At 71.3% G+C, this 17,898-nt stretch carries 17 protein-coding genes; 10 read left to right on the top strand and 7 right to left on the bottom strand.

Annotated features, from left to right (window positions below; translation table 11 throughout):
- Positions 1-29 precede the first annotated feature (29 nt).
- From endA to Q0916_RS08255, 3 genes are all read left to right on the top strand, one after another.
- On the top strand, positions 30-1,037 hold the full coding sequence (endA, locus tag Q0916_RS08265; RefSeq protein ID WP_299236507.1) for a tRNA-intron lyase: 1,008 nt from the start codon (positions 30-32) through the stop codon (positions 1,035-1,037).
- A gap of 70 nt (positions 1,038-1,107) precedes the next feature.
- Complete coding sequence (locus tag Q0916_RS08260; RefSeq protein WP_299236505.1) at positions 1,108-2,685, top strand: tryptophan--tRNA ligase; 1,578 nt, start codon at positions 1,108-1,110, stop codon at positions 2,683-2,685.
- A gap of 67 nt (positions 2,686-2,752) precedes the next feature.
- The gene (locus tag Q0916_RS08255; RefSeq protein ID WP_299236503.1) at positions 2,753-3,937 is read left to right on the top strand and encodes a hypothetical protein; all 1,185 of its coding nucleotides are present in this window, start codon (positions 2,753-2,755) and stop codon (positions 3,935-3,937) included.
- A 9-nt stretch (positions 3,938-3,946) separates the two neighbouring features.
- Here the strand turns inward: Q0916_RS08255 and Q0916_RS08250 are convergent, their stop codons facing one another.
- The 3 genes from Q0916_RS08250 to Q0916_RS08240 all read right to left on the bottom strand — a co-directional run bounded on the left by Q0916_RS08250 (position 3,947) and on the right by Q0916_RS08240 (position 6,693).
- Complete coding sequence (locus Q0916_RS08250; protein ID WP_299236501.1) at positions 3,947-5,176, bottom strand: P-loop NTPase; 1,230 nt, start codon at positions 5,174-5,176, stop codon at positions 3,947-3,949.
- A 55-nt stretch (positions 5,177-5,231) separates the two neighbouring features.
- Positions 5,232-6,314: an aminomethyltransferase family protein gene (locus Q0916_RS08245; RefSeq protein WP_299236499.1), complete on the bottom strand. Its 1,083-nt coding sequence runs from the start codon at positions 6,312-6,314 to the stop codon at positions 5,232-5,234.
- Between the two features lie 76 nt (positions 6,315-6,390).
- Positions 6,391-6,693 (bottom strand): DUF6432 family protein, encoded by a 303-nt coding sequence (locus tag Q0916_RS08240; protein WP_299236497.1) that lies wholly within the window; start codon positions 6,691-6,693, stop codon positions 6,391-6,393.
- A 101-nt stretch (positions 6,694-6,794) separates the two neighbouring features.
- Here Q0916_RS08240 and Q0916_RS08235 point away from each other — a divergent pair, with 101 nt between their 5' ends.
- The 5 genes from Q0916_RS08235 (at position 6,795) to mutL (ending at position 13,840) form a co-directional block, all read left to right on the top strand.
- Positions 6,795-7,589: a DUF7093 family protein gene (locus Q0916_RS08235; RefSeq protein WP_299236495.1), complete on the top strand. Its 795-nt coding sequence runs from the start codon at positions 6,795-6,797 to the stop codon at positions 7,587-7,589.
- 26 nt (positions 7,590-7,615) lie between these two features.
- Positions 7,616-8,008 carry a DUF5611 family protein gene (locus Q0916_RS08230; RefSeq protein ID WP_299236493.1) on the top strand — a complete coding sequence of 131 codons (393 nt, stop codon included), beginning with the start codon at positions 7,616-7,618 and terminating at the stop codon, positions 8,006-8,008.
- Positions 8,009-8,155: 147 nt separating this feature from the next.
- On the top strand, positions 8,156-9,016 hold the full coding sequence (gene thiD, locus Q0916_RS08225; protein WP_349254515.1) for a bifunctional hydroxymethylpyrimidine kinase/phosphomethylpyrimidine kinase: 861 nt from the start codon (positions 8,156-8,158) through the stop codon (positions 9,014-9,016).
- An 84-nt stretch (positions 9,017-9,100) separates the two neighbouring features.
- Positions 9,101-11,878 (top strand): DNA mismatch repair protein MutS, encoded by a 2,778-nt coding sequence (gene mutS, locus Q0916_RS08220; RefSeq protein ID WP_299236491.1) that lies wholly within the window; start codon positions 9,101-9,103, stop codon positions 11,876-11,878.
- Positions 11,879-11,908: 30 nt separating this feature from the next.
- The gene (gene mutL / locus Q0916_RS08215; protein WP_299236489.1) at positions 11,909-13,840 is read left to right on the top strand and encodes a DNA mismatch repair endonuclease MutL; all 1,932 of its coding nucleotides are present in this window, start codon (positions 11,909-11,911) and stop codon (positions 13,838-13,840) included.
- Between the two features lie 26 nt (positions 13,841-13,866).
- Here mutL and Q0916_RS08210 read toward each other — a convergent pair whose 3' ends face one another.
- Together Q0916_RS08210 and Q0916_RS08205 are read right to left on the bottom strand one after the other, a co-directional pair.
- On the bottom strand, positions 13,867-14,253 hold the full coding sequence (locus tag Q0916_RS08210; protein ID WP_299236487.1) for a hypothetical protein: 387 nt from the start codon (positions 14,251-14,253) through the stop codon (positions 13,867-13,869).
- A gap of 43 nt (positions 14,254-14,296) precedes the next feature.
- Positions 14,297-14,716, bottom strand: coding sequence for an acyl-CoA thioesterase (locus Q0916_RS08205; RefSeq protein WP_299236485.1), 420 nt, complete (start codon positions 14,714-14,716; stop codon positions 14,297-14,299).
- Positions 14,717-14,826: 110 nt separating this feature from the next.
- Here Q0916_RS08205 and Q0916_RS08200 point away from each other — a divergent pair, with 110 nt between their 5' ends.
- Together Q0916_RS08200 and Q0916_RS08195 are read left to right on the top strand one after the other, a co-directional pair.
- Positions 14,827-15,186 (top strand): response regulator, encoded by a 360-nt coding sequence (locus tag Q0916_RS08200; protein ID WP_299236483.1) that lies wholly within the window; start codon positions 14,827-14,829, stop codon positions 15,184-15,186.
- A gap of 82 nt (positions 15,187-15,268) precedes the next feature.
- Positions 15,269-16,222, top strand: coding sequence for an alpha/beta hydrolase (locus Q0916_RS08195; RefSeq protein ID WP_299236481.1), 954 nt, complete (start codon positions 15,269-15,271; stop codon positions 16,220-16,222).
- On the opposite strand, the gene Q0916_RS08190 is transcribed toward Q0916_RS08195, so the two are convergent.
- Both Q0916_RS08190 and Q0916_RS08185 read right to left on the bottom strand, forming a co-directional pair.
- Positions 16,213-16,770 (bottom strand): DUF6663 family protein, encoded by a 558-nt coding sequence (locus tag Q0916_RS08190; RefSeq protein ID WP_299236479.1) that lies wholly within the window; start codon positions 16,768-16,770, stop codon positions 16,213-16,215. The two genes, Q0916_RS08195 and Q0916_RS08190, sit on opposite strands and share 10 nt — an antisense overlap.
- Positions 16,771-16,803: 33 nt before the next feature.
- Positions 16,804-17,889: a geranylgeranyl reductase family protein gene (locus Q0916_RS08185; protein WP_299236477.1), complete on the bottom strand. Its 1,086-nt coding sequence runs from the start codon at positions 17,887-17,889 to the stop codon at positions 16,804-16,806.
- Positions 17,890-17,898 lie beyond the last annotated feature (9 nt).

Below are 17,898 nucleotides of genomic sequence, written 5' to 3'. Positions count from 1 at the left end.
CTATACGACTCCGAGCGGCAACGTCGGGTATGGAAGGCCACCTCACCGACGGGGTCGTCGAAGTGGGGCCGAACGGCCGCGAGCGCTACTACGACTCGCGGGGGTACGGCCGTCCGCGCGGCGAGGGCGTGGCGCTGTCCCGCGTCGAAGCGGCCCACCTGCTTCACCGCGGCGACCTCGACGCCGTCGACGGTCGCGGGATCGCCGCGTTTCTCGTGGACAACGCCGACATCGTCGTGCCGTTTCTCGTGTACAAGGACCTCCGGGACCGGGGGTTCTACCTCTCGCCGGCGCGGGAGGGCTGGGTGGAGACGCCGGAGGGCGCGGCGTTCGTCGTCCACCCCCGCGGGGAGGGGCCGTGGGACGGGACCGTCGAGCACCGGGTCCGCGTGCGCACCGAGCGGGGAACGGTCGCACTCGAGGACGTCGGCGACGTCGTCCTGGCGGTTGTCGACGAGGAAAGCGAGTTGACGTACCTGCGGACGGACACGCCGGAGATCGCGGGGTCGAGCCCGACCGGCATCGACGCGTCCGCCGGGGGGGCGCTGCTCGAGGACCGCGTGCTCTGTTGGAACCCGCCGTCGGCCCTCCACGGGCGGGGGTTCTACGGCCAGCCGATGGACCGCGAGGACGGGGCGCTCCAGTTGTCGCTCTTGGAGGCCGCCCACCTGGCCGAGGAGGGCGTTTTGGACGTCGACGGCGGGGTCGAGGCGATCGAAGCCCGCGGCCGCGACGTCGAGGGCGAGCGGTTCGATCGCCGGCTTCTGGCGTACCGGACGCTCCGCGAGCGCGGCGTCGTTCCGAAGACGGGGTTCAAGTTCGGCGCGGACTTCCGGACCTACGCCGACGTCGACGGCGTCGAGAGCCTCGGGCACTCCGAGCTGTTGGTCCGCGTGCTCCCGGCCGACGCCGTCGCGTCGCCGCGGGACATCGCGCTCGACGTCAGACTCGCCCACGGCGTCCGCAAGCGGATGGTGTTCGCGCTGGTCGGGGACGGGACGGTCCGGTGGCGCTCCGTCGAGCGGTTGACGCCCTGAGTCGGACGGCGGAGACGGGGGCGACCGGACAAGCGAACGGTTTTTGGGCGGACCACACGCACGGTGTCGCATGAACGACGACGAAGCGGATCGACGCGCGCGGACGCCCGCCGTCCGGGGCGACGGCGGGACGAAGGGGGCGGACGACGTCGCGCTCGATCCGTGGGGGTCGACGTCCGTCGGGGACTACCGCAAGCTCTTCGAGGAGTTCGGCATCGAGTCCTTCGAGGACGTCCTTCCCCGGGTGCCGACGCCGCACTACCTGATGCGCCGGGGCGTCATCTTCGGCCACCGCGACTACCGGGCGGTCGCCGAGGCGATGGCGAACGACGAGCCCTTCGCCGCGCTCTCGGGGTTCATGCCGACCGGGGACCCACACATCGGTCATAAGCTCGTCTTCGACGAGCTGATCTGGCACCAGGAGCGCGGCGGCGACGCCTACGGGCTGATCGCCGACTTAGAGGCCCACGCGGCGCGGGGGCTGTCGTGGGAGGAGATCGACGAGCACGCGGAGAGCTACCTCCTCTCGCTTCTCGCGCTCGGGTTCGATCCCGAGGAGGGGACGCTGTACCGCCAATCGACGAACGAGGCCGTACAGGAGTTGGCCTTCGAGCTCGGGACGAAGGCGAACTTCTCGGAGCTCGGCGCAATCTACGACTTCGACGGCGAGACCGAGGTCTCGTACATGCAGTCGGTCGTCACGCAGATGGCGGACATCCTCTACCCCCAACTGGAGGAGCCGAAGCCGACGGTGATCCCGGTCGGTCCCGACCAGGACCCGCACATGCGGTTGGCGCGGGACCTCGCCGGACGGATGCGGTACTTCGGCGTGACCGAGGCGTACGCCAGCTTCGAGTTGGACGACGCCGAGCGCGGGCTCGTCGCGCGGGCCTACGACGCGTTGACCGAGGACGCGCCGGAGGACAGCGACGGCGACGACAGTGACGTCCGGTGTTCGGACGCCGCGGCGTGGCTCAACTCCGAGCGGCCGCCGAGCGACGCGCTCGAGGGCGCGATCGAAACGCTCGAAGCCGGCGGCAAAGAGCCCCTTCGCCCCCGCGTTCGGTTCCTCGACCGCAACGCCACGCCGGCGGCCTTCGAGGCGCTCATCGAGGCGATCGACGGCGAAAAGCGCGTCTACGAGGGCCACGTCGACAGCTTCTCGTTGGACCGCGAGGCCGCCGAGGAACTGGCCCGCGAGATCGAGACCGAGCACGGGGGGTACGGGTTCCGCCCGCCGTCGTCGGTATACCACCGCTTCATGACCGGACTGACCGGCGGAAAGATGTCCTCGTCGGTCCCGGCGAGTCACATCAGCCTGCTCGACGATCCGGCGGACGGCCACGACAAGGTGATGTCGGCGACGACCGGCGGCCGCGAGACGGCCGAAAAGCAGCGCGAACTCGGCGGCGAGGCCGACGAGTGTCCGGTGTACGAGCTGTACGCGTACCTGCTGTCGGGCGACGACGACGAGTTCGCGGCAGAGGTGTACGAGGAGTGCGTCGGCGGCGAACGGCTCTGTGGGGGGTGCAAGGAACAGGCCGCGGAGCTCATGGCCGAGTTCCTCGAGGAGCACCAGGAGAAACGCGAGGAGGCGAGAGAGGTCCTCGCCGGACTCGACGTCGAACTCGAGAGCGATCGCCGCTGACCGCGGCGTCCCCGACGGCCGCCGTGTTCACCCGGAGTCATATATATCGCCGCGCCGACGTGCGGGCATGGGCGAGAGGACAGAGACGACACGGACCGTCGAGGGAGACGGCGTCACCGTCCGAAAGACGGTCGAGGACGGCGGTCGCGTGACGCTTGCGGTCGCGTCGGACCGAGAGGCGGGACTGCGGGTCCGGCTGGCCGACCCGGCGCTCGAACGGTCCGAGGCGGACGTCGAGTTCCGGTCGGACGGCGACGACGGATGGGACGCCGGCGACGCGACCTTCGAGTGGACGTTTGGCCCCCGCGACAGCCGGACGGTCCGGTACCGGGTCCCGGGCGTCGACCCCGGATCGCTCGGCGCGGAGCCGCGGCTGTCGGTGACCGAGCGGGCGGGCCTCGAGGGGATCGTCGATCGGACGCGCTCGGACGCGCTCCGGGGGTTCCTCGGGGGCGAGCGCGGCTCGCTGGCGCTCGGAGCGGAAGGAGGGACGGACGGCGGCGCGTCCGCCGGAGCGGGCCTGGGCACAAAAAAGGGGGCCGTCTCGGAGGGCGGTTCGACCGTCGAGGACGAGGCTGAGGCCGAGACCGGACCAGAACCGGAATCCGGGGCTGAGACCGAACCCGGACCCGGCGCCGGTACCGACGCAGGAGAGACGCCGGACGGGGACTCCGAGGACGAGGACGACCCCGACCCCGGGTCGGGATCGGAGCCCCGAAGCGTCGCGCGGGCGCTTCTGGCGGAGCTCCGGGAGGGCCGCGTCGACGAGGAGGTCACGGCGGCGCTCCGCTCGGAACTGGGGGTCGAGACGCGCCGGAGCCAGGAGGTGCGGATCGATCACCTCCAAAACGAGGTCGCCGACCTCGCCGCCTACGCCGACACGATCGAGGCGTTCATCGACAGGTACGGGACGTTCGAGGCCGTCGTCGGGGACGTCCACGACGAGCTGTCGGCGCTCGAGGAGCGGGCCGAGCGGACCGACGCCCGGCTCGCGGAGCTCTCGGAGGCCCTCGAAGCGATCGACGGGATCGACGGGGAGGTCCGAAAGCTCCGCTCGGAGGTGGAGTCCGAACTCGGGGACGTCCGGGAGACCCAGGCGGCGATCGAGTCGCGGTTCGACCGACTGGACGAGGAGCGCGCGGACGTCGAGGACCGCCTCGCCGACCTCGAGTTGTTCAGCGAGCGGATCACAGAGGCGCTTCACGCCCCGGACGGATCCGGGGACGACGACCGGGGCGGAGACGAGGGGTGAGCGGCGGCGTCACCGGAGCCGGAACCGATCGAGGAGGCGAGCGACGACGCCGGACGTGTCGTCGGCCCCGGCCCCTTCGTTCGTCCCCCGATCCCCGGCGGCGGTCGCGTCCATCCGGTTCGGGTCGGCGTTCGGTGCCGCGTCGGCGTCGATGTCGACATCGGCGTCGGGGCTGGCGCTGGCGTCGCCCTTCGTGGACGTCTCGGCCCGCGCTCGGTCCGCCGCGTCGGTGCGGGCCTGCTCCGTCTCTGCGGTCTCCGCCGACTCCGCGTTGGAAGACCCCGTCTCTTCGCCGTCGGCCTCCGCGTCCGGCTCTGAGGACGCGTCCGGTCCCGGGGGCGTCGGCTCCGAGGTCGCCGCCGAGTCCGCGTTGGTATCGCGGCCGTCGCCGCCGGCACCGGAACCGCTCGTATCGCCCGCGCTCGGATCGGTGCGGGCGCTCGCCGATCGGTCCCGCGCCGACCCCTGCCGGCCGTCCGGGGACGACGGGTCTGTGTCCGGGGGTTTCGTCGCCGTATCGAGCGGCTCCAGCGGCGCGTCGTCCGGGGTTCGGAGCCGCTCCGCGATCCGGTAGTACGCGACCGTCGCGGGGCTTTCGGGCGCGTACGCGATCACCGGCTGCCGCTTTGCGGCGCTCTCGACGATGGCGTCGTCGGTCGGCACGCCGCCGAGGAAGTCGACGTCGAGTTCGCTCGCGATCGACTCCGGGCGGGTGTCCTCGACCGTGTGCGTGACGACGACCCCCCGAACCGGAACCCCGAGGCGATCGGCCAGTTGCGTGCTCTTTTCGGTGTCCGAGATGGCGGCCGGGACCGGCGAGGTGACGAGGACGATCGCGTCGGCGAGTTCCATCGGGTAGACGCCCTCGTAGGACAGACCGCCGCCGGTGTCGACGAGGACGTACTGGTAGCGCTCGGCGAGGGCGTCGACGACGGCGTCGAGCCCCTCCGGGTCGGCGTCGGCGAAGCCCCCGAGCGATCGGTCCCCGAGGACAAACCCGAGGCCGTCGCCGATCTCGACGGTGGCCTCGGCCGTCGTTGCCCGGCCCGCGAGGACGTCGTGCAGCGTCGCCGGCGCGTCGAGGCTGAGGAACGTCCCGACGTTCGGCATCCCGAGATCGGCGTCGAGGACCGCCGCGGAGTGGCCGTACTGCCGGAGCGCGATGGCAAGGCTGACCGCCGTCGTCGTCTTGCCGACGCCCCCCTTCCCGCTCGTCACCGCGAGTACGTCGCCGGGCATGTTGTGTCGTGGTCTCTCGGGGCCACCGTAAAAACCCCTCCCGACGTTTCGGCGGTCAGTACCGCGGGAGGCGCCGCGAGCGCGCCGACCCCTCGAGGAACGGCAACTCGACCACCCCGGCCGGCGTCGCCTCGCCGTCGATCCGGACGGTCACCGTCGCCGCCTCGAGGCCGTACTCGACGAGCGCCATCGCGATCGGGGCCTCAAGCGCGGGGCTGTGGTCGGCGCGGGTCACCTCGCCGACGTGCGTATCGTCCTCGAAGACCGCCGAACCGCTCTCGGGGACGGCTTCGGGGCGGAGCCCGACGAGTCGCCTGGAGGGCTGCCCGCGGTTCTCGATCTTCGAGACGACCTCCTGGCCGACGTAACAGCCCTTCTCGAAGTCGAGGGCGTTTCGGATCCCGAGGACGTTCGGGACCTGTCCCGACAGCTCCGTCTCGAAGAGCGGCGTTCCGGCCTCGAGCAGCAGGTACTCGAGCGTTCGGTACCCGAACGGGGCGGCGTTGAGCCCGTGGTTGATGAGCGCGTCGAACACCTCGGAGGCGTCCTCGGCGGCGCAGACGACCTCGTAGCCCTCCTCGCCGGTGAGGTCGTCGGTCCGGACGACGGTGGCGCCCCAATCGCCGATGCTGCCGCGGACGAACGACAGGGGATCGTCGGGCGATCCCGGGCCCGTGAGCACGGAGGCGATCTTCTCGGTCGCCTTCGGGCCGTGGACGCCGAAGACGCCGAAGTCGTCGGTCGCGGCCCGAACGGTCACGTCCTGGATGAACGTCTTCTCGTTCCACTCCTCGGCGAGGGCCGCCGCCGATCCCGGCGGGACGAAACAGAGCAGCCGCTCGTCGGCATTATAAACGTACAGTTCGGTCTCGATGCGCCCCTGGGGGTCGAGCAACAGCGCGTAGACGCCCCGCCCGTCGGCGTCGGGGACGCGGTTCGAGACGGCGTTGTCGACGAACTCGACGCGGTCCTCGCCGGTCACCTCGAGGACGCCGTAGCCCATCTCGATCGTTCCGACGACGTTTCTGACGGCGCGGTGGACCCGCTCGGGACGGCCGTAGTGGGCGGCGACGCGGCGGCCGCCGCGCGTCGTGAGCGTTCCGCCGTGGGCGTCGTGTAACTCCGCGACGACTGTCATCGACCGGACGAACGCGTTCCAAGAGTAAAACAACCGCGTCTCGGACGGGCGATCGCGGCCCCGGCGGTCGCGGCGGTCACAGCCCGAGCTTCCGCTTGAGGCCCTCAAGCAGCGACTCGCGTTCCGGCTCGTCGTCGGCGTCGAACTCCGGGACGACGCGGTCCTCGGGGTAGATCCGCATCGGCCCGTCGTCGTTTTCGACGGCGATGAGGTCCGCGTGTTTCAGTTCGGCAAGCGCCGTCTCGAGTTCGTCGATCTCCACGTCGACGTCGGTCCGAAGCTCGAAGACGGTCATCCCCTCGTCGGTCCGGTCGACGAGCGCGTCGAGCACCGCGACTTCCGTCTCGTCGCGCTCGCGGTACTCCCGCTTCGCCTGCATACGTCCGCGTTTGTCCGGGGTTGTATTAATCGTTCGGCGGCCGGCGGTCGCCGACGCCCGGGGCTCAAGTTTTATGCCTCCGTCACGGCCACATACCGGTAATGGGACTACAGTGTTCGATACTGGGCCACTCCTTCGAGCCCGACGGCGTGGAGCGCGAGCGCGAACAGCAGGGCGACGAGGTGGTCACGACCGAACGCGAGATCGAGCAGTGTCGTCGCTGTGGGACCGAGCGGGTCGTCTCGGAGAGCACGGAGGTCACGGCCGTCGTCGACGGCGACGAGGTCGGGATCGGTGGCGGTAACGGTGACGGCGAGGCGGGGGAGGGCGGAAAGAGCGACCCGGACGGCGGCGGAACGGCGGGCGGCAGCGGGGCGGTCGGAGAGGTAAGCGACGGAACGGACGCCGGGTCATCTCCGGAAACGGAGTCGGGGACGGAGGACGACGACGCGGTCGTGCTCGGCGGTGACTCGGCTGCGGAGCCCGGAGGCGGGGCGGAATCGAAACCGGAACCGGAAGAGGAGCCGGAAGCCGAGCGGGAGGTCGAACCGGAACCACAAGAGGAGTCGGAAGCGAACGCGGAGCCGCCGGACCCCGAATCGGAGGACGCCGAGATCCTCACGGAGGGGGACTCCCCGGAGCGCGAACCGGGCGAGTGGCCCGAAGCGGACGAGCGCGACGACCCGGAGGGGTCGGATGAGGCCGACGATCCGGCCGTCGACGCCGAGGCGGCCGCCGAGCCGCCGGGCGAGGAGTCGCTGTCGGGGCTCACCGTCCCCGAGGGCGAGATCGTCTGTCCGGACTGTTCGTTCCGGATCGACGCCCGGTCGGGGTACCGGGACGGCGACCCCTGTCCCGAGTGCAACGCGTGGCTGGAGGCCGAACGAAACCAGTAAACACCACCGTTCCGAAAGGGTGCAGCATGGAAGAGTACAAGATGCGGCGCGGGGAGTACCTCGAGGAGCGGGTCCCCGACATGGAGGCGACAATCGAGGGGTACTTCGGCGAGATAACCGGCACCGAGGAGTACAACGGAAGCGACCTCTACGTCGTCGGATCGCCCGACAACCCCGTGTTCACGAGGATCGTCGCGGGCACGGTGTCGTACTCCGGCAAGAAGGACAAACTCGCCGTCCACTTCGAGGAGCGCAGCCTCGAAGAGCTGATGGAGGCCGGCGAGGTCGACGCCGCGGGGGACGCGAACACCGCGAAGAACGACTTCTTACTCGAGTGCACCGGCCGCGACGCCAAAGCGCGGCGCGAGTCGATGAAACGCTCCGTCGAGGACGACGCCGAAACGCCCGACAACGTCTGAGTCCAGCGCTCGCAGCGTCGCGTTCGCCCGCCGTTGGCCGGCGGCGAGGGGACCGCAACGAGAGCGCGGTGCGTGGACCCGACGGGGCTCGGACCCCCGGATCGATCCGACCACCACTCATTTGTATTCTTGGGTTGTACCGTCGGTATGGACGAACGACGCGCTCCGGAGCCGACCGAGCGGCCGGTCGTGATGACGATCGCCGGGAGCGACTCCGGCGGCGGCGCCGGGATCCAGGCCGATCTCAAGACGATCGAGGCGACCGGCGGGTTCGGCGTGTCGGCGGTGACGGCCGTGACGGCCCAGAACACGACGGGCGTCGAGTCGACCCACGTCGTCCCGACGGAGGAGGTCGGGGCGCAGATCGAGGCGGTTCGCTCGGACTTCGACGTCCGGGCGCTCAAGACGGGCATGCTCGCGACCGCGCCGATCGTCGAGCGCGTGACGGCGGCCGTCGCCGACCTCGACGTTCCGAGCGTCGTCGACCCGGTGATGGTCGCGGCGACGGGCGATAGGCTGTTGAGCGAGGACGCGGAATCGGCCTACGAGGCGCTGATCGCCGAGTCGTCGCTCGTGACGCCAAACGCGGACGAGGCGGCGGTGCTGACCGGCGTCGACCCGGAGGACGAAGCGAGCGCGACGCGGGCGGGGCAACGGTTGCGCGAGATGGGGGCCAACGCGGCGCTCCTCACGGGCGGACACGTCCCCGGCCGGACGGTGCGCGACGTGTTGGTGACGGCGGACGGCGCCGAAACGATCGCCGGGGCGCGGATCGACACCGACGCGACCCACGGCTCCGGCTGTGCGCTGTCGGCGGCGATCGCAACGCGACTCGCCCGCGGGGAACCGACGACAGAGGCCGTTTCCGCCGGCGTCGCGTTCGTCCGGCGGGCGATCGAGCGCCACCACGACGTCGGTCGCGGGCCCGGGGCGGTCAACCACCTTGTCGACCGCCGGGACGCGCCGCGGGCGGCGACCGACGCGGACGGTGGCCGACACGAGAGGTGACCGGAAAGCGTTCCGGCGGCGCGTCCGGGGGCGTCGGTCACGCGAACCCGTCACGCTTTATTCCCCGGAACCCCCGGTTCTGGCATGGCATCGGGTATCGTCGGGGAGTTCTTCGGGCTGAAAGACGGCGCCTCGGCCGACCTGTTGGCGATGCAGATGGGCGATTTCTACGAGTTCTTCGGCGAGGACGCCGAAACGGTCGGCGAGGAGCTCGATCTGAAGGTCTCCGAGCGCTCCTCGGGCGGGGAGACTTACGCGATGGCCGGCGTTCCGGTCGACGACCTCACGCCGTACGTGAAAGCCCTCGCAGAACGCGGGTACCGGGTGGCGATCGCCGATCAACGCGAGACCGACGACGGGATCGTCCGGGAGATAACGCGGACGGTCACGCCCGGGACGCTGATCGAGACCGACGCGGCCGACGCGCAGTACCTCGTCAGTCTCGTCCGCGAGAACGGCGCGTACGGCCTCGCCGCCTGCGACGTCACGACGGGGCGGTTCCGGGTGACGACGCTTTCGGGGCCGGACGCGGACGCCCGCGCGCTGAGCGAACTCGATCGGTTCGATCCCGTCGAACTGCTGCCGGGGCCGACGGTTCGGAACGACGACGACGCTATCGCGGCGCTCCGAACGGGGTTCGACGCCCGCCTGACGCTTCACGAGACGGAGGCGTTCGCCCCGGGACGTGCCGAACACACCCTCGAGTCGCACTTCGGCGACGCGGCCGGGACGGTCGGGCTGTCGGCGGCCGCGGTCGCGGCGGCGGGCGCGGCCATCGGGTACGTCGAGAGCACGGGCGTGGGCGCGCTGGCCTCGATCACGCGGCTCGGGTCGTACGAGCCCGACGAACACGTCACGCTGGACGCGACGACGCGGCGGAACCTCGAGCTCACGGCGACGATGACGGAGGGCGGGCGGACGCTCTTCGAGACCGTCGATCACACCGCGACGAACGCCGGCGGGCGGCTGTTGAACGAGTGGCTCACCCGCCCGCTTCGGGACGTCGGGCGGCTCCGGCGCCGACACGCCGCGGTCGAGGCCCTGGTGGGCGACGCCCTCGTCCGGGAGCGGCTCTCGGAGACGCTCGGCGAGGCGTACGACCTCGAGCGCGTCGCCTCGCGAGCGGTCTCCGGCAGCGCCGACGCCGACGCCCTCCTGCGCGCACGGGAGACGCTCGCGCTCGTCCCGGAGCTGCGCGAGACGATCGAGGGCTCGCCGCGCCTCGCCGACTCGCCGGTCGCGTCGCTTTTCGACGGCGTCGACGGCGAGGCGGTCGCCGACCTCCGGGCGGAGCTGTCGGCGCTGGCCGACGATCCGCCCAAGACGCTGCACGAGGGCGGGCTGATACGGCGCGGGTACGACGAGGAACTCGACGCGCTGATCGAGCGGTTGAACGCCGCGAAGGGCTTTTTCGACGGCCTCGAGGAGCGGATCAGCCGGCGGCACGGCCTCTCGCGCGTCACCGTCGGTCGGAACAAGACCGACGGCTACTACGTCCAGGTCCCGAAATCCGAGTCCGAGGCCGTCCCCGATCGCTACGAGGGCATCAAGACGCTCAAGAACGCCGAGCGGTACGTGTTCGACGAGCTCAGAGAGCGCGAGCGCGAACTGGTCCGCCTGGAGGACGAACGCGGCGACCGCGAGTACGAGGCCTTCCGTCGGCTCAGGCGGTCGGTCGCCGAGCGGGCCGACCTGCTTCAGGCGGCCGGGCGGGCGCTCGCGGAACTCGACGTCCGCTGTTCGCTCGCGGCGCACGCCGCCAACCGCGATTGGGCGCGGCCGTCGTTCACCGACGAGGGGCTGTTCGACGTCGAGGCGGGCCGACACCCCGTCGTCGAGACGAACACCCAGTTCGTGCCGAACGACCTGCATCTCGACCGCGAGCGCCGGTTCCTGCTCGTCACCGGGCCGAACATGTCCGGCAAGTCGACGTACATGCGGCAGGCGGCGCTCATCGCGCTCTTGGCGCAGGTCGGCTCGTTCGTCCCCGCCGAGCGCGCCGCGATCGATCCTGTCGACGGGATCTACACCCGGGTCGGGGCCTTGGACGACCTCGCGGAGGGGCGATCGACGTTCATGATCGAGATGGAGGAGCTGTCGAACATCCTCCACTCGGCGACCGAGGACTCGCTCGTCGTCCTCGACGAGGTCGGCCGGGGGACGGCGACGTACGACGGGGTCTCGATCGCGTGGGCGGCGACGGAGTACCTCCACAACGAGATCGGCGCGTTCGCGCTGTTTGCGACGCACTACCACGAGCTGACGACGCTCGCAGAGGAGTTGCCCCGCGTCGAGAACGTCCACGTCGCGGCGACGGAGGCCGACGGCGACGTGACCTTCCTACGGACCGTCGAGCCCGGGGCGACCGACCGGTCCTACGGGGTCCACGTCGCCGAGTTGGCCGGCGTCCCCGAGCCGGTCGTCGATCGGGCCGGCGACGTGCTGGATCGCCTCCGGGAGGACCGGGCGATCGAGGCGAAAGGCGGCGGGTCGTCCGAGCCCGTCCAGGCGGTGTTCGACCTCGGGCGCGGCGAGTTCGCGGGCGAGGCCGAGGACGGCGGTGGCGGTAGCGGGGACGGGCGAACGGCGAGCGAACCCGCGGCGGACGGGCGGGCGGACCCGAACGCTGACCCGGACCCGAGTACGGACCCGGATGCGGCCGCCGTCCTCGAGGAACTCCGGGCGGCCGATCTCGCCGAGACGCCGCCGATAGAGCTGTTGAACCGCGTCCGCGGGTGGCAACGGCGGCTCGAGGAGGGCACGGACGGAGGCGGGACCGAAAGGGAGGGCGAAGCCGGAGCTGAAAGCCGATCCGAGAGCGGGGACCGAGGCCGGCGCGAACGCGGGGAGCGAAACCGTTAGACCCCCGCCGGCCGTCGGCGCACGTAACCGATGACGCCCGACCCCGAGATCAGGGAGCTCGACGCGGAGACGAGAGACCGGATCGCTGCCGGGGAGGTCATCGAGCGCCCGGCGTCGGTCGTCAAAGAGCTCGTGGAGAACGCTCTAGACGCCGACGCCGACCGCATCGAGGTGGCCGTCGAGGGCGGCGGGGCCGACCGGATCGTCGTCGCCGACGACGGCGTCGGGATGTCGAGCGAAGGGGTGGCGGCGGCGGTCGACGAGCACACGACGAGCAAGCTCCGGTCGGTCGAGGAGCTCGACGCCATCGGGACGCTCGGGTTCCGGGGGGAGGCGCTGCACGCGATCGGGTCGGTCGCGAGGCTCCGGATCGAGACGAAGCCCCGCGGCGGAACGCGGGGGACCGCACTCGTCGTCGAGCACGGCGACGTCGTCTCCCGGGAGCCCGTCGGCTGTCCCGAGGGGACGAGCGTCGAGGTGACGGAGCTGTTCGGGTCCGTCCCCGCCCGGCGGAAGTACCTCAAGACCGACGCGACGGAGTTCGATCACGTCCGGCGGGTCGTCGTCGGGTACGCCCTCGCCCGGCCGGACGTCGCCGTGCGTCTCTCCCGGGACGGGCGGGAGGCGTTCGCGACGACCGGGGACGGCGACCGTCGCAGCGCCGTCATGGCGGTCTACGGGCGGGTGGTCGCGAGCGAGATGATCCCCCTCAACGCCGGCGGCGACGGCGGGCCGCTGTCGGGGGTCGACGGGCTCGTGAGCCACCCGGAGACGAACCGGGCGGGCGGCGAGTACGTGACGACGCTCATCGACGGGCGCTACGTGACGGCCGGGGCGATCCGGGGCGCGGTCGTCGACGCGTACGGCGACCGGCTCGCGCCGGACCGGTACCCCTTCGCCGTCATCGACTGTTCGGTCCCGCCCGGCGGCGTCGACGTGAACGTCCACCCCCGGAAGCTGGACGTGCTCTTCGCGGACGAATCGGGGGTCGAACGGCAGGTCTCGAACGCCGTCGAGGACGCGCTCGCGGCGTCGGGACGCCTCCGATCGAGCGCGCCCCGGGGGGCCTCCGCGCCCGAACAGACCGAGGTCGCGCCGGGCGCCAACACTGACGCCGACACCGACACCGACACCGGCGCTGGCGACGGCGCGAACGACTCCGGGACGGGCGATCGAACCGACCCCGGAGGGGCCGCCGAGGGCCGGACCGGACGCCGCGGGAACGCGGCGGACGGCGCGACGCGCGACGCCGAGGACCCCACCGAGGGCGGCGGGCGGTTCCGCGAGCGCCCGAGCCAGCGGACGCTCGGCGGCGCGGAGACGGCCGGCACGCCCGAGGGCTTCGGTACGCTGCCGTCGATGACCGTCCTCGGGCAGTTCGACGGGACGTACCTCGTCGCCGAAACCGACGACGGGCTCGTCCTCGTCGACCAGCACGCGGCCGACGAGCGGGTGAACTACGAGCGGCTCCGGGCCGCAGTCTCCGGGGAGACGACGACGCAGGCGCTTGCCGAACCCGTCGACGTCGAGGTGACACCCCGGGAGGCGGCGCTCGCCGACTCGCACGGCGAGGCGCTCTCGCGGTTGGGCTTCCGGGTCGGGCGGCCGGACGACGGGACGCTCTCGGTCCGGGCGGTCCCGGCGCTGTTGGCGGAGCACGCCGGGAGCGACGCCCCCGAGGTCGCCAGGGACCTTCTCGCCGCGTTCGTCGAGGGCGACCCGGAGGGGACCGTCGAGGCCCTCGCCGAGGAGTTGCTCGGCGACCTCGCGTGTCACCCCTCGGTCACAGCCAACACGTCGCTCAGCGAGGGCCGCGTCAGCGGACTGCTCGCGGCGCTCGACGAGTGTGAGAACCCCTACGCCTGCCCGCACGGTCGGCCGACGCTCATCGAGATACCGACCGACGAGATCGAGGAGCGCTTCGAGCGCGACTACCCCGGCCACGGCGGGCGGCGGCGCTGAGCGCGTCGCCCGCGGCGAGAGCGCGGTCACTCCGGGGCGGTCCCGAAGGCGGGGGCCTCCGCCGGCGGTTCGGGGGCCGGTTCGCGGGCCGAGAGCACGAGCGTCGAGAAGTCCGTCTCCGAGATGTCGCCGCGGTCGAGCGCCCGCAGCCAGCCGGCGCGGACGACCCACTGGCCGTGGAACCCGCCGTCGGTGTCGAACACCCAAAACCGGCAGTCAGTCGGCTCCCAGCCCGCCTCGTGGGCGTCTCTGAGCTCCGAGCAGACGTTCCCGATGTCGGATTTCGCCAGCGCGGCGGCGGCGGTCTCGTACTCGACGTGGAGCGTCTCGGGTTCGCGGGCGTGGCGTTCGACGTAGACGCCGAGGCTCATCAGGTTCCGTTCGAGGCGCTTGAGGACGCCTGGCGTCGGCATACCCGACGGTCCGGCGGCGAACTCAAAGAACCTGCCGGCCCGGTCAGGCGGTCTTGGGCGGCGTCTCCTGGTAGGCGGCGATCGCCTCGCGGAGCTCCTCGGGGACTCTGATCGGCGATCCGGAGTCGTCGACGACGACGTGCGTCACCGTCCCGTCGGCCAGCAGGTCGCCGTCGGTATTGTGGCACTCGTACTCGAGGACGAGACTCGAGTGCTCGATGCGTCCGACCCGCATCGAGTTTATCAGCCGGTCCCGAAACCGCGCCGGCGCGTGGTAGTTCAGCTCCAGGTTGACGACGTGGACGTCCCACTCGTAGTCCTCGACGTCGCCGTAGGGGTGGCCGATCGCGGCCATGTACTCCGTGAACGCCTCGTCTTGGTACGTCGCGTAGTTGCCGTAGAAGACGATCCCCTGGGCGTCCGTCTCCTCGAAGCGGACGCTGTTTTCGTACACCTCGTGCATACCGGACGGCGGGGGGCCGAGCGAATAAAACCACGTGCCGGCGCGTATCAACGACCGATACCGATCCGGCCGTTAAGTGCGATCGACCACTAACAAGCGTACGTACTGAGATGACCCGAACCGTACTCGTCGTCGACGACTCCGCTCTGCAGCGGTCGATCATCACCGGAGCGCTCGGCGACCGCTTCAAGATCGTCGGCGAGGCCGAGAACGGCCGGGAGGCCGTCGAGATGTTCGAGTCGACCGAACCGGACCTCGTGACGATGGACATCATGATGCCGGAGATGGACGGCGTCGAGGCGACCGGCCGCATCAAGGAGCTGACCGACGAAACGAAGGTGATGATGTGTACGAGCGTCGAGCAGGCCGAAAAGATGAAACAGGCGGTGCGGGCCGGCGCCGACGAGTACGTCACCAAGCCGTTCGAGGAGAGCGACCTCCTCGACACGGCGACCGGGCTCTGTAGCTGACCGGACGGCCGGCGGGGGCGCGGGGCGAGCGCGGCCCGCGACCACCGAGGGATATATCGCCCACCGGGTTCTGCGTGAACGCATGCCATCTGACGACGAACTCGACGCTCAGGCGGCCGCGCTGCTCGAGGAGCTCGGATCGGGGATCACGCCGCCGTCCGCGACGCTGTCGGTGGCGACCGGCCGGCAGCTGCTCGAAGAGCTGTTCGCCGTCGCCGATCCCGAGCCGGTCGGCGAGACGGCGGCCGTCGAGATCCAGGGCCCGAACGGGCCGATCCCGATCCGGATCTACGCGCCGAGCGGGGCGGGGTCGGTCCCGGTGCTCGTCTTCTTCCACGGCGGCGGGTGGGTCCGGGGCTCCGTCGAGTCCTACGACGGGCTCTGCCGGCGGCTGACGAGCGGCGCCGAGTGCGTCGTCGTCTCCGTGGAGTACCGCCGCGCGCCCGAACACCCCTTCCCGACGGGCTTCGAGGACTGTTATGCCGTCACCGAGTGGGCCGCCGAGCACGCTGCCGACCTCGGCGGCGACCCCGATCGGGTCGCGGTCGGCGGCGACAGCGCCGGCGGGAACCTCGCGGCCGCGGTCTCGCTGGCCGCCCGGGACCGGACGGGGCCGGATCTCGCCCACCAGCTGCTTTTGTACCCCTCGGTCAACAACCCGTCGGTCAGGTACTTCGACTCCTACGAGGAGAACGGCGAGGGGTACTTCCTCGAGATGGACAGCGTCGAGTGGTACCTCGAGCAGTACGTCGATCCGGCCGACGTCGGCAACCACTACGCGTTCCCGTATCGCGCGAAGGACCTCTCCGGGCTGCCGCCGGCGACGGTCGTGACGGCGGGGTTCGATCCGCTCAGAGACGAGGGGCAAGCCTACGCCGAACGCCTCAAGAAGGCCGGCGTGGCGACGACCGAGTTGCGCTACGAGTCGCAGATCCACGCGTTTTTGAACCTCTACGAGCACCTCGACGGGGCCGATCGGGCCATCGAGGACGTAGCCGGGGAACTGCGGGGCGCGCTCGGGGACGATCAGCCGTAGGTGTCCCGCATCGTCCGATCGAGGACGCCGCCGGGGTCGAGCACGATGTAAACGGCGACGAAGGGCTCGTCGGGGTCGAGGATCCACACCGAAAAGGGCGGATCGGCGTTCTCGGCGGCGCGGGCCACGAGCGGCTCGAGCGGCTTGGTGCCGTCCTCGAACTCCGAGAAGAGATCGCGGGTCCCGGACTGGTCGGCGAAGGTGTAGACGATCCCGTTCGGGTTGCGGTCCGTGTCGTACGTCACCCGGGAGTTCATCGCGTCGCCGGTGGCCCGCGCGGTCTCGAAGCACGTGCTCGCGGCCTCGAAGATCGGTTCGGCGGTCCGGCGGAACCGAAAGCGCGTCGCCGTCTGGACGGTCGCCGCCTCCAGGGTCGGCTCGTCGCCGGTCCACTCGAGGTCGCCGTCGATCCGGTTGCCGACCGAGACGTCCGGCAGCGACGAACGGGGGACGTACACCGGGTCGGCCGAGGCGACGTCGATCAAAAGCGACTCGCCGTCGCGTCTGCCCGGGAGGACCCGGAAGGGTCCGTCGGTGTGCGCCGTCATACCGGGCGTAGGCGGCGACGCGGTATCATTGTATCACTTCCACGACAGCATCGCCCGGAGCTGATCGATCGAAAACAGCGACGTCGGGCGGTCCATGTGGACGCCGATCTCGCCGGAGAACAGCCGCATGCCGGCGCGCTGGACCGCGGCCGGAAGCGAGTAGCCGGCGCGGATCACCGCCCCGAGGCGCTGATCGCGGGCGAGTTCCGACCGCCAGGCGCGCTCGTACGCCTCGACCGTCTCCGGGCGCGTCGGGTCGATCGCGTCGGCGGCGACGTCGGCCGCCCGCATGCCGTAGAGGATGCCGCCGCCGGTGAACGGTTTCGTCTGGCCGGCGGCGTCGCCGACGAGGAAGCTCCGCGAGCCGACGGTCCGGTCGGGCGGCCCGATGGGGATCGCCCCCGAACACCGGCGTTCGATGTCGACGTCGTAGGCCTCGACGAACGCGTCGAAGCGGTCGGCGGCGTCCTCGCCCGGCTCCACGGCGAGGCCGTACTCGACGCCCGCCTCGCCCCGGGGGATCCGCCAGGCGAAAAACCCCGGCACCGTGAGGTGGACATCGACGAAGTCGTCGTGGTCCGCCCCGGAGGCGAACCCGAGCACGCCGTGGAGCAACTCGTCGGGTTCCGGGAGCCCGAGTTGGCTCCGGACCTTCGATCGGGGGCCGTCGGCGCCGCAGACGACGCGACAGCTAAAGCGCTCGGAGCCTTCCGGGGTCTCGGCGTCGACCTCGACGCGGTCGGCGCGCTCCGTGACGTTCGTCACCGTGTGGCCCGTCGCGACCGTCGCCCCCGCCTCGCGGGCGCACTCGGCGAGGGTCCGATCGAGGCCGACGCGGTCGATGACGTTCGAGACGGGCGCGTCCTTGTAGAACGGGTAGGCGTGGCTGTCGGCCCCACCGGGGTGAAACCGCGCGCCGTAGATCTCGTTTTGCCGGAGCCGCGGGCGGGCCGCGTCCGGGACGAACGCCCAGACGTCGAGGCTGACGTGGCCCGAACAGGCGAGGGGTCGGCCGATCTCGCCCGACTCGAGGACGAGCACGTCGTGCCCCGCCTCGGCGGCCGACCGGGCGAAGCGCGACCCCGACGGACCGGCCCCGACGACGACGAAGTCGTACATACGAGTACG

The organism is Natronomonas sp. (assembly GCF_028274965.1).
Taxonomy (GTDB): domain Archaea; phylum Halobacteriota; class Halobacteria; order Halobacteriales; family Haloarculaceae; genus Natronomonas.
This window is presented reverse-complemented; position numbering and strand designations above follow the sequence as displayed.